Source organism: Arthrobacter koreensis, from assembly GCF_035792275.1.
GTDB lineage: Bacteria > Actinomycetota > Actinomycetes > Actinomycetales > Micrococcaceae > Arthrobacter_B > Arthrobacter_B koreensis_A.
Genome location: NZ_JAMWKK010000007.1, coordinates 1 through 13,291 on the forward strand (window position 1 = coordinate 1; position 13,291 = coordinate 13,291).

Below are 13,291 nucleotides of genomic sequence, written 5' to 3' on the forward strand. Positions count from 1 at the left end.
AACCAAGCCCGCACCGATGCCCTGCAACCGTGGCTAGACTTCTACAACCACCAACGCCCACACAGCAGCCTCGGAGGCAAAGCACCCATCACCCGGTGTAACTAACGTGCTGTCTCAGTACAACTAGCCCCGCACGACGGCGGCCATTTGGTCGCAGAGCAGTAGCCCTCCAGAGAAATCCCGGCTCCCCTGAGGGAGCCGGGATTTTCCGCATGTCCAAAAAGGCCCATTGACGGAAATGTGATCCATGCCATACATTTTCCGTAACCTGAATCGCCTTTCAGGTTAGTGCTCCAAAACCCCGGCCCGGCCGGCACCGAATGCATCCACTGCAGCCACCGCACTGAAAGGCACACCACCGTGAAGGCAACAACGAAGTTCCTCCTCGCCACGGCCCTGACCACCGGGCTGGCCCTGTCCGCCTGCGCCCCGTCCACCGACGCCGGCACCGCACCGGCAGAAGGCGGCGAAGCGCCGTCCAGCGTCGACGTCGGAATCGTCTACTCGAAGACCGGGCCGCTGGCGGCCTACGGCGAGGCCTACTACGAAGGCCTGCAGGCAGGCATCGATTACGCCACCGACGGCACCGGCAAGGTAGGGGACACCGAGCTGAACATCACCTACCACGACGACGGCGGAGACCCGGACAAAGCTGTCACCGTCGCCAAGGACCTCATCGGACAGGACTACAAGATCCTGGCCGGCACCGTGGTCTCCGGCATCGCACTCAAGCTCGCCGAACAGGCCGAGCAGAACCAGGTCCTCTACATCTCCGGCCCTGCGGCAACTGACGCCATCCAGGGCATCAACAAGTACACCTTCCGCTCCGGCCGCCAGTCCCTGCAGGACGTAGCCACGGCAGGTTCCTTCGTGGATGACCTGTCCGGCAAGAAGGTAGTGGTCTTCGCCCAGGACAACGCCTTTGGCCAGGGCAACCTCGCCGCCGTTGAAGCCGTCCTCGGTGCCGAAGGCGCGGAAGTCTCCAGCGTGCTGGTGCCCGAAGACGCCACGGAGTTCACCCCGTTCGCCCGCCAGCTGATCGATGCCGCACCGGACATGGCGTTCGTCGCCTGGGCAGGAGCGACGTCGGGCTCCATGTGGCAGGCACTGGACCAGCAGGGAGCCTTCGACGCCGCGCCAATCGTCACCGGACTCGGCGACGCCGCCACCTTCGGAGCCTACGGCGCGGCCGGCACCAAGATCTCCTTCCTGAACCACTACTTCCCGGGTGCCGGGGACAACGAGGTGGAGAAGGCGATGATCGAGTCGGTGGAAGCAGCCGGAAAGAAAGCCGACCTGTTCACCCCCGATGGCTTCGTGGCCGGACAGATGATCGTCCAGGCCGTCCGCGAAGGAGGCAGCGACGTCGACGCTATGGTCTCCGCCCTGGAGGGCTGGAGCTTCGAGGGGCCCAAGGGCACAACCACTGTCCGCGCCTCGGACCATGCCCTGCTGCAGGACATGTACCAGGTCACCCTCAATGACCAGGGCGGTACCTGGGTTCCCACCCTTGTTGAAACTGTCGCCGCGGACTCGGTTGCTCCGCCGGAAGCCGCAAAGTAGGCCGTGGATTCCATGGACACACCCAACGCCCTTGAACTCACCGGGGTCGGACTCAGCATTGGCGGGGCCCGAATCCTGGAAGACGTGCACCTCACTGTCCGCCGCGGTGAAATGCTCGGCGTGATCGGACCGAACGGCGCCGGCAAGACCACCCTGTTCAACGTCATCTCCGGACTGCTGCGCCCCACCGAGGGCACCGTGGCGGTCTCGGGGAACGACGTCGGGCGGCTTGCCGTGCATCGCCGGGCAGCCGCCGGACTGGGCCGGACGTTTCAGACGTCCAGCCTGTTCCCGCAGCTGAGTGTGCTCGAAAACGTGCGGCTGGCCGCCCAGGCGAAACTGGGCGGAAGCCTTTCGCTGCTGCGCTTTCCGCGCGGCGGAGACGAAGCCACCCGGATCGCTGCCGAGTGCATCGAGGAGGTTGGCCTGGGCACGAAGGCGGCGGCCGGGGCGGGCGGCCTGTCCCATGGAGACAAGCGCAAGGTTGAGATCGCGATGCTGCTGGCCGCGGATCCGGCAGTGATCCTGCTCGACGAACCCATGGCCGGGGTCGGCTCCGGCGACGTCGCTGGCCTGTCTGAAGTCATCCGGCGGATGCACCGTGAATCCGGGCGCACCGTGCTGATGGTGGAGCACCACATGGAAGTGGTCCTGGGCCTGGTGGACCGGGTCGCGGTGATGCACCACGGCAGCCTGCTTGCCGTCGATACCCCGGAAGCCGTCATGGCCAATCCGCTGGTTCAAAGCGCCTACCTGGGAGAACCCGTCTGATGAACACTGCCGCCGCGCCCATCCTGCGGGTGCAGAACCTTTCCGCCTCCATTGGCGGCCAGCAGGTCGTCGAGGATGTTAGCTTCGAGGTCCCGGCCGCCGGCGTCACCGCCTTGCTTGGCCGCAACGGGGTGGGCAAGACCAGCACCATCAAGGCGGTCATCGGACTCATCTCCCGCACCGGTGAGGTGGAGCTCGACGGCGAGCGCATTGACGCCGCCGAAACCCACCGGATCATCGCCCGCGGGGTGGGCTACGTGCCGGAGGACCGGGAAGTCTTCTCCCGGCTCACGGTGGCGGAGAACCTGCGCCTCGCCGAGCGGGACGAACACCCCCGCCGCCAGCTCGTGGAGGACCTCTTCCCGGACCTGGTCAAGCGCTCTGCCCAGATGGCCGGAACGCTCAGCGGGGGACAGCAGCAAATGGTTTCCCTGGCACGTGCCTTGCTGAACACCAACAAGGTGCTCCTGGTGGACGAACCCACCAAGGGCCTGGCACCGAAGATCGTGCAGGAGGTCGCCGATGCCCTGGCCGAAGCCGCCCGCACCGTGCCGATCCTGCTGGTGGAACAGAACCTGAGCGTGGTGCGGCAGCTCGCCTCGACCGTCACCGTACTTTCCGGCGGCAAGGTGGCACTGACTGGCATGGACGCCGGGGAGTTCCTTGATGACACGGATCTGAACCACCGGCTGCTGGGCGTGCATACCGGCACCGCAGACCAGAACCCGAACCCTGCCGGCACAGCCGCACCGAAAGGAGCCTGAGGCATGAGCACCGTCATTCTGCTCACCGTCACCGGCCTTGGCCTGGGCGCGCTGTACTTCCTGGTCGCTTCCGGGCTGTCCCTGATCTACGGACTGATGGGCGTGCTGAACTTCGCCCACGGCTCCTTCCTGACCCTCGGTGCGTTCATTGGCTGGCAGGCGGCCCAGGCACTCGGTGCCGGGGGCTGGGGAGTCTTCTTCATCTCCCTGGCCGTGGGTGCCGCCACCGGCGCGGTGTTCGCCGCCCTGACTGAGCGGATCCTGATCCGCCCGCTTTACCAGCGCCACATTGAACAGGTCCTTGTGACGGTTGGCCTGTCCCTGGCCTCGGTGGCCCTGTTCGAAGGAATCTGGGGCACCGATCCGTCCTTCATCACCGGTCCCGCCTGGCTGAAGGAAACCACGGACATCCTTGGCGCCCGGATCCCCAATGACCGGTTCGTGGCCATCCTCGCCGCAGCCCTTGTCCTGGGCGGGCTGCTGCTGTTCCTGAAGAAGACCAGGTACGGCATGATCATCCGGGCCGGCGTTGAAAACCGGTCCATGGTCACGGCCCTGGGCATAGATGTCCGCAAGGCGTTCACCCTCGTCTTCACCATTGGAGGGGCCGCGGCAGGCATGGGCGGCGTGCTGGCCAGCCACTACTTCGGCTATGTGTCACCCCTGCTGGGCGGTTCGCTGCTGATCTTCGCGTTCATCGTCACGGTAATCGGCGGCCTCGGATCACTTACCGGCGCAGCGCTGGCCTCCGTGGCGGTGGGGATCCTTCAGCAGTTCGCAAACTTCTACTGGGGTGTGGGCGACTTTGTGGTGGTCCTGCTCCTCGCCGCGGTCCTGCTGGCCAGACCGGCGGGACTGATGGGAAAGGCGGTAACGGCATGAGCGCAGCCCAGGTCCGGGAGGACACCAAGACTCCGCCAGCGGTGCGGCAGGAAGGCAAAGCACGACGGCGGCCGGTTGCCTGGGCAGCCGGTGCTGCCGGTGTGCTCGTGCTGGCGGTGCTGCCGCTGTTCAACCTCTCTCTGCCCGGGCTGCTGCCCGGGCCCACCTACACCCCCGGTTCGCTGCAGCTGATGGCCCTCTGCATGCTGATGGCTGCCGCAGCCCTGACCTACCATCTGCTGCTCGGCGTCGCGGGCATGCTCTCCTTTGGGCACGCCCTGTACTTCGGCGCCGGCGTGTACGGGCTGGCGATCATCCTGGACCGGACCGGCCTGCCGCTGCTGCCGGCCATGGCGCTGACCCTGGTGGTGGTGATCGTGCTGGCCAACCTGACCGGCGCCGTCGCGCTGCGGGTGACCGGCATACCCTTCGCCATGGTGACCCTCGCTTTCGCCCAGGCCGGATCCGTGATGGTGAGGCGCAACCCGGACGGCGCCACCGGGGGAGAAGAAGGCCTCAGCCTGGCCACGGAGCATGTGCCGTCTTTCCTGGTCGGGGTGGCGAACACCCGGAACCTGTACTGGCTGGCGCTCGCAGCCCTGGTGGCGGTGTTCCTCGTGACGGCCTGGATCCAGCGCAGCCGTGCCGGTCACGTCGCAGCCGCGGTTCGGGAGAACGAGATGCGCGTGCGGGTGCTGGGCCTGCAGCCCTACCTGGCCAAACTGCTTATCTTCGTCGTCGCAGGCACATTGGCCGGAGTGGTCGGCATGACCTATCTGCTGCTGCAGTCCGGAGCGGTGCCGCGGGCAGTGTCCTCCGACTTCACCATCACCCTGCTGGTCATGGTGGTCCTGGGCGGTGTGGGTTCCCGCTGGGGAGCGGTGCTGGGCGGAGTGGTCTACACCCTCCTGGACCAGCGGCTGACGGCGCTCGCCAACTCGGATGCGATAGCCGGCCTGCCGCGGATCCTGCAGATTCCGCTCTCGGAGCCCCTGTTCATTCTCGGTACCCTGTTCATTCTGGTGGTGCTCTTCCTTCCCGGCGGACTTGCCGGGGCCGCCGCCCGGCTGCGCAGCCGCGAAGCCGCCCGCCGGCCGCAGCAGATCCTGGAGGAAGCCGGATGAGTTCACTGCATACACTGGGCCGCTGGACGGCCGACCGTGCACTCTCCACGCCGGACCGGACCGCGATCGATGACCGCGGTGTCCCGCTGAGCTACCGGGACCTGGAAAACAGGTCCGCAGCTCTTGCCCGCGCGCTGAAGGAGGCCGGCTACCGGCGCGGAGACCGCATCGCCACCGTCACCGGAAACAGTGCCGACCACGTGGTGGCTTTCTTCGCCTGCGCCAAGGCCGGGCTGGTCCTCGTACCGCTGTCCTGGCGGCTTTCAGCCCGTGAACTGGCGGCACAGCTGGCGCTCGCAGACCCCGCGCTTCTGCTGGTTGAAGATGAGTTCTCCGCCGTGGCCATGGAGGCGTCCGCCCGGCTGGCTGTTCCGCCGCCGTCGGCCGCCCTGGGCCGCACCGGTGTGGAAGCCGGACCGCCGTCCCCGCTGCGGCTGCTGGAGGAAACCGGCAGCACGGGGGATCAGGTCCTGGATGATGACCCGCTGCTGATGGTTTTCACCTCCGGCACCGAAGCGGATCCCAAAGCGGTGGTGCTCAGCCACGCGAACTGCTTTTGGACCAACCTCTCCCTCTCCCGCACCGCGGAGATCGGAAGCAGGGATGTAGTGCTTGCCGTGCTGCCTCAGTTCCATGCCGGGGGATGGAACATCCAGCCCCTGTTGGCCTGGTGGACCGGCGCCACGGTGGTGCTGGAACGCACATTCGACGCCGGACGCGTGCTGGCGCTGATAGAGGACCGGAAGGTCACCACCATGATGGGGGTTCCCGCGCATTACCTGATGCTCGCCTGCCATCCGCGTTTTGACCGGACGGACCTTTCCAGCCTGGGCCGCGCCGTCGTCGGCGGAGCGCCGATGCCGGCGCCGCTGCTGCGGACCTGGCACGCCCGCGGCGTAGCCCTGGCCCAGGGCTACGGGCTCAGTGAAGCAGGCCCCAACGTGCTGTGCCTGCCAGAGGAGGAAGCCGGCGCCCGGGTGGGCATGGCGGGCAAACCGTATCCGCACGTGGACGTTGCCGTTGCCGATCCGGTGACCGGGGAACCGCTGCAGGGACCGGGAACGGGGGAACTGCTGGTCTCCGGACCGGGGGTCTTCACCGGCTACTTCCGTGATCCGGAGGCAACGGCTGCTGCGCTCGCCGGGGGCTGGCTGCACACCGGAGACCTGGTGGAGCGCGACGCCGACGGGTACCTCCGTGTGATCGACCGGCTTAAGGACATCTACATTTCCGGCGGCGAGAACGTCTCCCCGGCAGAGGTGGAGGCAGTGCTGCTGGAGCACCCGGCGGTGGCAGAAGCCGCGGTAGCCGGTGAACCGGATCCGCGCTGGGGTGAAACCGGGGTTGCCTGGGTGGTGCGCCGTCCGGGAACCGCCCCTGACGCCCTGGACATCCTGGAGCACTGCGCCGCCCGGCTGGCCCGGTACAAAGTGCCCGCCCGCGTCTGCTTCGTGGAGTCGCTGCCGCGCACCTCGCTGCACAAGGTGGCCCGCTCCCGGCTGCGCGCCCGCTCCGACAACCAACACCCCGCGACCCCGAACCGGCAGGACACCACATGAGCACCACACCCCGGACAGCCCGCGGCACCAGGACCCGTGCCCGGCTGCTTGAAGCCGCGGAACAGGTCTTCGAATCCGTGGGCTACCACGACGCCTCGATCGTAAAGATCACGGAACAGGCCGGGATTGGCCTGGGCACCTTCTACCTGTACTTCGAAGGCAAGCAGGCCATCTTCGACGAGGTGGTGGAGGACCTGAACCGCCGCGTCCGCCAGGCCATGACGGAAGCAGCCAAAGCCGCCGGCAACCGGATCGAAGCGGAACGGGCCGGGTTTCGGGCATTCTTCCGCTTCACCGCCGAACACCCCGCGCTCTACCGGATCATCCGCCAGGCCGAGTTTGTTTCGCCTGGTGCCCTGCGCATGCACTACACACGGATCGTGAACGGCTACGTGGAGGGCCTCAAGGCAGCCCGCGACGCCGGGGAGATCCGCCCGATGGACGTGGACACGGTGGCGTGGGCGCTGATGGGGATCGGCGAGATGCTGGGCATGCGCTGGGTCCTGTGGCACGCGGACCGGTCCGGCGGGGGTACCGCACCGGAAATCCCGGAAGCTGAATTTGAGGAAATGATGCGGTTCATCGAACGAGGCATGGCGCCTGAGGCGCCGGAAGACGGAGGCGGAGCATGAGTACTGAGGGAATTCTCCCGGCAGGCCTGGAGGGCAGGACGGCGCTGGTCACCGGAGGCGGGTCCGGCATAGGGGAGGCCTGCGCCCGCACCTTCGCCGCGCTGGGCGCAAAGGTCACCGTAGCGGACGTGAACCGGGAAGCGGCAGAACGGGTGGCAGCAGCCACCGGCGGCACAGCGTGGGAAGTGGACCTCAGCGACACGCGGGAGCTGGAGAACCTGTCCCTGGACACGGACATCCTGGTCAACAATGCCGGCATCCAGCGGATCAATCCGATCCAGGACTTCGACCCGGAGACGTTTCGCCTGATCCACCGGCTGATGGTCGAATCGCCCTTCCTGCTGATCCGAGCGGCGCTGCCGGGAATGTACGAGCGGGGCTTTGGCCGGATCATCAACATTTCCTCCGTCCACGGGCTGCGGGCCTCAGCATTCAAGAGTGCCTACGTCAGCGCCAAACACGCACTGGAAGGGCTCAGCAAGGTCACCGCACTGGAGGGCGGCCCCCATGGCGTCACGTCCAACTGCATCAACCCCGCCTATGTGCGCACCGCGCTGGTCGAGGCGCAAATTGCCGACCAGGCCCGCATCAACTCGATTCCCGAAGAAGAAGTAGTCGCTTCGATCATGCTCACCGAGTCCGCGGTGAAGCGGCTGGTCGAGCCGGAGGAAGTTGCGTCCCTCGCCGCCTGGCTCGCCGGGTCCGGTGCGGGAATGGTCACCGGTGCTTCCTACACCATGGACGGCGGGTGGAGTGCACGATGAGCACCTACACCAGCGCTGCCGTTCCTGTCCGGGGCGGAACCCTGCACACCGGCGTTTGGGGGCCCAACGACCCGGATGCGCCCACCGTCCTGGCCATCCACGGAGTCACGGCGTCGCACCGGACGTGGGGGATGGTTGCCGCAGCCCTGCCGGACGTCCGCTTCATCGCCCCGGACCTGCGCGGCCGCGGCCGCAGCAATACCCTGCCCGGACCGTACGGGATGCCGGTCCACGCCGACGACCTCGCAGCCGTGCTGGAGGCACTCGCGGTGCCGAGCGCCGTCGTCGCCGGCCACTCGATGGGTGCCTTCGCGGCACTGGTGCTGGCCAACCGGCACCCGCAGCTGGTGGATTCCCTGGTGCTGGTCGACGGCGGCCTGCCGCTGGACGTGCCGGCCGGGCTGAGTGATGAGCAGATCATCCAGGCCGTGCTGGGTCCGGCAGCCGAACGGCTGGAACAGGTGTTCGGCTCCCTCGCGGACTACGAACAGTTCTGGGCTCCGCATCCTGCGTTCGCCGGTCACTGGAATGACCTGCTGCGCGACTACCTCGCCTACGATCTGCAGCCGCACGGCAACGGATTCCGGGCTGCCACCTCGGGCCAGGCACTGGTCGAGGACACGGCTGAGCTGCACCGCGGGACGGCGCTTCTGAAGGCCCTGGATGAGCTGGCCCATCCGGTCCGCCTGCTCCGTGCTCCGCGCGGCCTGCTGAATGAGGAGCCGGGGCTGTACTCGCCCGCCTACATCGGTTCCTGGAAGGAACGGCTGCCGGAGCTGGAAGTCGCCGACGTGCCCGGAACCAACCACTACACGGTTGTCATGGATGATCCGGGAGCTTCGGCCGTCGCGGCCGTGCTGGCGGAACAGGTTGCCTCCCGCCGGCTGCCTGCCGGTGAACCGCCGGCCGGGTGAACCTTCGGCCGGGTCAGCAGCTGGCTGCCGGAACGCAGCGGCTGACCCGGCGACACACCACTCGGTGCTCTGCCCGGTGGAGGGATCCGCTGGCTATAGTCGAAAGGCCGGTTCCCTGCTCCCAAGGCCAAAGGCCCTTGCCGTTCCGGCTGCTACGTAAGGGCATGAAACAGTAATGATCACTTTCGACAACGTCACCAAGGTCTACGACCGGAACTCCAGGCCTGCCCTGAACCAGGTCAGCCTGGACGTAGACCGCGGCGAATTCGTCTTTTTGGTGGGCGCCTCCGGGTCGGGTAAATCGACGCTCATCCGGCTGGTGCTCAAGGAAGAGCACGCAACGCGGGGAACCGTGTACGTGGCGGGCTCGAACGTCGCGAAGATTCCCAGCTGGCGCGTACCGCGCCTGCGCCGCGGCATCGGCGTCGTCTTCCAGGATTTCCGCCTGCTGCCCAACAAGACCGTGTTCGCCAACGTTGCCTTCGCCATGCAGGTCATCGGCCGCTCCCGCGCCGTGATCCGGGACTCGGTTCCCGAAGTCCTGAAGACCGTCGGACTTGAAGGCAAGGACAACCGTCTGCCTCACGAGCTCTCCGGCGGTGAGCAGCAGCGCGTAGCCATCGCGCGGGCCATCGTGAACCGGCCCGGCATCCTGCTGGCCGACGAACCCACCGGCAACCTTGATCCAACCACCTCGCTGGGCATCATGAAGGTCCTTGACCGCATCAACCAGAACGGCACCACCGTTGTCATGGCCACGCACGACCACGACATTGTGAATGCGATGCGCAAACGCGTAATCGAACTGCGCAACGGCAAAGTGGTCCGTGACGAACGTGAGGGCATCTACCTGGCGACGGCGATGCAGCCGGTCGTGCCCGCTGCAGGAACCGAAGCTGCGTCCGAGGCTGATACTGCGTCCGACGCCGCGCCCGCCGACGCCGCAAAGACCCCGGACCCCGCGAAACAGAACAGCCCGGCCGGATCGGAGGTCTCCGAATGAGGATGGCATTTGTCCTGGGCGAGATTGGTTCGGGGATCCGCCGAAATCTGTCCATGGTGGTTTCGGTCATCCTGGTGACCTTTGTATCGCTCACCTTCGTGGGGGCTGCCGGCCTGCTGCAGATGCAGATCAACCAGATGAAGGGCTACTGGTACGACCGCGTCCAGGTAGCTGTCTTCCTCTGTGTGGACAATGACGTGTCGCCCTCCTGTGCTTCCGGCTCCGTGACTGATGAACAGCGCAGTGCCATTGAGGCCAAACTGAACTCGTCCGAGTTCGAGCAGTACATCGACACCGTGCATTTCGAAGACCAGGAAACGGCACTCGGCCACTTCCGCGAACAGTTCGCCAATTCCCCGATCGTGGACAGTGTGACGGCGGACCAGCTGCCGGAAACCTTCCGCGTCTCCCTCGTGGATCCGGAAAAGTACGAGGTTATCAACGAGGCGTTTTCCTCCATGCCCGGCGTTGAATCGGTCAGTGACCAGCGTGAACTGCTGGAGAAGGTCTTCTCCTTCATGAACATTGCATCGCTGGTGGCGCTCATCGTCGCCGTTCTGATGCTGGTTTGTGCGATCCTGCTCATTGCCACCACCATCCGCCTCTCCGCGTTCAGCCGGCGCCGGGAAACCGGCATCATGCGCCTGGTGGGGGCGTCGAAGGCCGTGATTCAGCTGCCCTTTGTCCTTGAAGGCGTGATTGCGGCGCTGATTGGAGCAGTACTGGCCTCCGGAACCCTGTGGGCAGTGGCGCACTTCTTCATCGGGATGCTGGCCCGCCAATACCCGGCTACCGCGTTCATTTCCGCACGTGAAGTGCTGCTTTTGAGCCCGGTCCTACTCATTTTGGGTACATTACTGGCAGGTGTGTCCTCACTGCTGACGCTCAGACGCTATATCAAGGTTTAGAGTGTGGGCACTGGTCAAAGGAAAGCAGAACGCTACATGTATGGTCTCGATAATGAATAACCGCCGCGGTTTCCCTCCGGGGAGCGCAGCAGTACCTGCTGCGCGGCTGGGTGCTGCACGGAAAACCGCCGCCGCCGGAGCAGCAATGCTCATGGCACTGGTCCTTGGTTTTAGTGCTGTCCTCACGCCTGCCCAGGCTGATGAGCTTAACGACCGCAAGAACGCACTGCAGGCAGAGCAGCAGCGGGTCCAGGAGGAGTACGAATACCTGGACGCTGACATTGCCAAGACGGTTGCCCAGCTGAATATCTACCAGAACGAGGAGCTGCCTGCAGCGCAGTCCGTCCTGGCTGACGCGGAAGGCAGGGTTACTACCGCCTCGGCAAAGGTTGGCGCACTCACTGACCGGGTAGCGCTGGCACAGGAAAGCCGGAATAGGATCGCCGCCCAGATCGAAGAGGACCGCAAGGCGCTGGACGAGACCCAGAAGGTCATTGGGCAGATCGCCAGCCAGGCCTACAAGAGCGGCGGCGTACCCTCCAGCCTGACCCTGATGTTCGGGGCCGACGGCGCTGACAGCCTTACCGACTCCATGGGCATGGCCGGCCAGGCGCTGCGCGGCCAGAATGCCGCCGTCGAACGCCTCTCCCAGCAGGCCGCGACCAACGTAAACTCCGAGGCCCGTCTCACCGCAGTGGAAGAGGAGATCTCTTCGCTGAAGGCCCAGGCTGAAGAAGCGCTGCGGGCAGAGCAGGCAGCCCGTGACGAGGCGGCCGCTGAAAAGGAGAAAGTCGACAGCCTCATTGCCAGTGCCGAAGCGCTCAATGGCCAGCTGGAAGCAAAGAAGCCGGTAATCCAGGCGAAGCTTGCCTCGATCCAGTCCGAGCAGGCCGCGGTGCAGGCGGAGATCGCCGAACGCCAGCGCATCCTCCTCGAAGAGGCACGGCGGGCCGAGGAAGCCCGGATCGCCGAAGCGAACCGACGGGCCGCCGAGGAAGCTGCGCGCAACAACCAGCCCGCACCGCCGCCCCAGACCATCCAGCCAACCAACCCGTCCGCATTCGGACTGCGGTACCCCGTCAGCGCGCCGCTGACCTCCGGGTTCGGGTGGCGTGCGACGCCGGCAGGAACCATCGATTTCTCCGGAACCGGCGGTTATCTGCACTCCGGCATCGACTTCGGAGCCCAGTGCGGCACACCCGTGTACGCCGCTGCGGCGGGAGAAGTCTGGCGTTCGGATACCGGCGGCGGAGAGATGATCGGCACCGGAAACCGCATCGTGCTGAACCACGGCGTGATCGGCACCAGTGCCCTGGCCACGAACTACTATCACCTGAGCAGCCGTATCGTCTCTGCCGGACAGTGGGTCAACGCCGGGCAGCTGATCGGCTATGTGGGTACCACCGGCAACTCCACCGGCTGCCACCTGCACTTCGAGACCATGCTCAACGGGCAGCTCGTAAATCCCATGGGACTGCTCTAGGGCCTAGAATGGGTGTTTCGCCTCCGGGGAATCTAGCCGGAGGCGGAACCCGCGAGACGCAAAGCGATGAAGGAGAGTTGAACCGTGCCCAAAGAAAGTGGCCGAAAAGTCGTGGCCACCAACCGCAAGGCCCGGCACAACTACGAAATCCTGGACACCTACGAAGCCGGGATGGTGCTGATGGGCACCGAGGTGAAGTCCCTGCGTGAGGGTCGTGCCTCCCTGGTGGACGGGTTCGCAACGTTCTACAACGACGAACTCTGGCTTGAGGCTGTCTACATCCCGGAATACCTCAACGGCAGCTGGACCAACCATTCCGCCCGCCGGCGGCGGAAGCTGCTGCTGCACCGCGAGCAGCTGGACAAGATTTCGCAGAAGATCCGCGAATCCGGCTTCACGATCGTCCCGCTGCAGCTCTACTTCCTGGACGGCCGCGCCAAAGTTGAGATCGCCGTCGCCCGCGGTAAGCGTGACTATGACAAGCGGCAGACCCTGCGGGAAAAGCAGGATAACCGTGAGGCACTGCGTGAGATGCGGGCCAAGAACCGGGGCTCGTAGTGAGCGGTACCTTCTGGGAGCCACAGCCCGAGGAGGATACCCCGGCGGGGGAGCGCAAGCCGATCTGGGCCTGGGCGGTTACTGCCGTTGACCTGCTGATCGTGGCGGCCGTGGTTCCGGTTGTCATTTTGGTTGTGGTGCCGTTCTTCGTGGTTTTCTACGTGTACCTGGCGCAGCTCCTGGTGTGGATTTCCCCGCTGCTGCTGGCCGCGAACGCTGTGCTGTTTGGCTGGGCATTCCGCCGAAAGTACGCCGGCATGACCGCCCTGGCCATCCTGTCGGTACTGTTTGTGCTGCTCTCAGTGCTGGTGCTCGTGCTCTGGGGCGCGCCGGTCACGGTGTTCGGCCTGACGTTCTAGCGCAAAT

15 protein-coding genes and 1 pseudogene are annotated in these 13,291 nt (G+C 65.8%); all 16 read left to right on the top strand.

All coding sequences use genetic code 11. The features are described 5' to 3' along the window. Nucleotides 1-21: 21 nt before the first annotated feature. Nucleotides 22-105 (top strand): integrase core domain-containing protein, encoded by an 84-nt coding sequence (locus tag NGB94_RS08590; RefSeq protein ID WP_418910588.1) that lies wholly within the window; start codon nt 22-24, stop codon nt 103-105. A gap of 255 nt (nt 106-360) precedes the next feature. Beyond that, nucleotides 361-1,563 carry a substrate-binding domain-containing protein gene (locus NGB94_RS08595; protein WP_325790203.1) on the top strand — a complete coding sequence of 401 codons (1,203 nt, stop codon included), beginning with the start codon at nt 361-363 and terminating at the stop codon, nt 1,561-1,563. Nucleotides 1,564-1,653: 90 nt separating this feature from the next. Next, nucleotides 1,654-2,049: pseudogene (locus NGB94_RS16790) on the top strand (ATP-binding cassette domain-containing protein); the annotation flags it as partial. A 192-nt stretch (nt 2,050-2,241) separates the two neighbouring features. Then, nucleotides 2,242-2,334, top strand: a complete 93-nt coding sequence (locus NGB94_RS16795; RefSeq protein WP_418910630.1) for a hypothetical protein — start codon at nt 2,242-2,244, stop codon at nt 2,332-2,334. Further along, nucleotides 2,334-3,098, top strand: coding sequence for an ABC transporter ATP-binding protein (locus NGB94_RS08605; RefSeq protein ID WP_325790205.1), 765 nt, complete (start codon nt 2,334-2,336; stop codon nt 3,096-3,098). Before NGB94_RS16795 ends, NGB94_RS08605 begins: the two co-directional genes overlap by 1 nt. A 3-nt stretch (nt 3,099-3,101) precedes the next feature. After that, nucleotides 3,102-3,980: a branched-chain amino acid ABC transporter permease gene (locus NGB94_RS08610; protein ID WP_325790206.1), complete on the top strand. Its 879-nt coding sequence runs from the start codon at nt 3,102-3,104 to the stop codon at nt 3,978-3,980. Continuing rightward, nucleotides 3,977-5,104, top strand: a complete 1,128-nt coding sequence (locus NGB94_RS08615; RefSeq protein WP_325790207.1) for a branched-chain amino acid ABC transporter permease — start codon at nt 3,977-3,979, stop codon at nt 5,102-5,104. The genes NGB94_RS08610 and NGB94_RS08615 overlap by 4 nt, the downstream gene beginning before the upstream one ends. Beyond that, nucleotides 5,101-6,663 (top strand): class I adenylate-forming enzyme family protein, encoded by a 1,563-nt coding sequence (locus NGB94_RS08620; protein WP_325790208.1) that lies wholly within the window; start codon nt 5,101-5,103, stop codon nt 6,661-6,663. The genes NGB94_RS08615 and NGB94_RS08620 overlap by 4 nt, the downstream gene beginning before the upstream one ends. Next, on the top strand, nt 6,660-7,295 hold the full coding sequence (locus tag NGB94_RS08625) for a TetR/AcrR family transcriptional regulator (protein ID WP_325790209.1): 636 nt from the start codon (nt 6,660-6,662) through the stop codon (nt 7,293-7,295). Before NGB94_RS08620 ends, NGB94_RS08625 begins: the two co-directional genes overlap by 4 nt. Next, nucleotides 7,292-8,059, top strand: coding sequence for a 3-hydroxybutyrate dehydrogenase (locus tag NGB94_RS08630; RefSeq protein WP_325790210.1), 768 nt, complete (start codon nt 7,292-7,294; stop codon nt 8,057-8,059). Before NGB94_RS08625 ends, NGB94_RS08630 begins: the two co-directional genes overlap by 4 nt. Beyond that, nucleotides 8,056-8,973, top strand: coding sequence for an alpha/beta hydrolase (locus NGB94_RS08635; protein ID WP_325790211.1), 918 nt, complete (start codon nt 8,056-8,058; stop codon nt 8,971-8,973). The genes NGB94_RS08630 and NGB94_RS08635 overlap by 4 nt, the downstream gene beginning before the upstream one ends. A gap of 175 nt (nt 8,974-9,148) precedes the next feature. Further along, nucleotides 9,149-9,976 (top strand): cell division ATP-binding protein FtsE, encoded by an 828-nt coding sequence (ftsE, locus tag NGB94_RS08640; RefSeq protein ID WP_325790212.1) that lies wholly within the window; start codon nt 9,149-9,151, stop codon nt 9,974-9,976. Continuing rightward, the gene (gene ftsX, locus NGB94_RS08645) at nt 9,973-10,884 is read left to right on the top strand and encodes a permease-like cell division protein FtsX (protein ID WP_325790213.1); all 912 of its coding nucleotides are present in this window, start codon (nt 9,973-9,975) and stop codon (nt 10,882-10,884) included. Before ftsE ends, ftsX begins: the two co-directional genes overlap by 4 nt. A 52-nt stretch (nt 10,885-10,936) precedes the next feature. Continuing rightward, complete coding sequence (locus NGB94_RS08650; RefSeq protein WP_325790214.1) at nt 10,937-12,367, top strand: peptidoglycan DD-metalloendopeptidase family protein; 1,431 nt, start codon at nt 10,937-10,939, stop codon at nt 12,365-12,367. A gap of 84 nt (nt 12,368-12,451) precedes the next feature. Next, nucleotides 12,452-12,925 carry an SsrA-binding protein SmpB gene (smpB, locus tag NGB94_RS08655; protein ID WP_325790215.1) on the top strand — a complete coding sequence of 158 codons (474 nt, stop codon included), beginning with the start codon at nt 12,452-12,454 and terminating at the stop codon, nt 12,923-12,925. Then, nucleotides 12,925-13,284: a hypothetical protein gene (locus tag NGB94_RS08660; RefSeq protein ID WP_325790216.1), complete on the top strand. Its 360-nt coding sequence runs from the start codon at nt 12,925-12,927 to the stop codon at nt 13,282-13,284. The genes smpB and NGB94_RS08660 overlap by 1 nt, the downstream gene beginning before the upstream one ends. Nucleotides 13,285-13,291: the final 7 nt, after the last annotated feature.

Bases quoted from the DNA above. Each gene is read 5' to 3' on its own strand.
- NGB94_RS08625 (WP_325790209.1), top strand. From the start codon at position 6,660: ATGAGCACCACACCCCGGACAGCCCGCGGCACCAGGACCCGTGCCCGG.
- NGB94_RS16795 (WP_418910630.1), top strand. From the start codon at position 2,242: ATGCACCACGGCAGCCTGCTTGCCGTCGATACCCCGGAAGCCGTCATG.
- NGB94_RS08605 (WP_325790205.1), top strand. From the start codon at position 2,334: ATGAACACTGCCGCCGCGCCCATCCTGCGGGTGCAGAACCTTTCCGCC.
- ftsX (WP_325790213.1), top strand. From the start codon at position 9,973: ATGAGGATGGCATTTGTCCTGGGCGAGATTGGTTCGGGGATCCGCCGA.
- NGB94_RS08635 (WP_325790211.1), top strand. From the start codon at position 8,056: ATGAGCACCTACACCAGCGCTGCCGTTCCTGTCCGGGGCGGAACCCTG.
- ftsE (WP_325790212.1), top strand. From the start codon at position 9,149: ATGATCACTTTCGACAACGTCACCAAGGTCTACGACCGGAACTCCAGG.
- NGB94_RS08615 (WP_325790207.1), top strand. From the start codon at position 3,977: ATGAGCGCAGCCCAGGTCCGGGAGGACACCAAGACTCCGCCAGCGGTG.
- NGB94_RS08650 (WP_325790214.1), top strand. From the start codon at position 10,937: ATGAATAACCGCCGCGGTTTCCCTCCGGGGAGCGCAGCAGTACCTGCT.
- NGB94_RS08620 (WP_325790208.1), top strand. From the start codon at position 5,101: ATGAGTTCACTGCATACACTGGGCCGCTGGACGGCCGACCGTGCACTC.
- NGB94_RS08630 (WP_325790210.1), top strand. From the start codon at position 7,292: ATGAGTACTGAGGGAATTCTCCCGGCAGGCCTGGAGGGCAGGACGGCG.
- NGB94_RS08610 (WP_325790206.1), top strand. From the start codon at position 3,102: ATGAGCACCGTCATTCTGCTCACCGTCACCGGCCTTGGCCTGGGCGCG.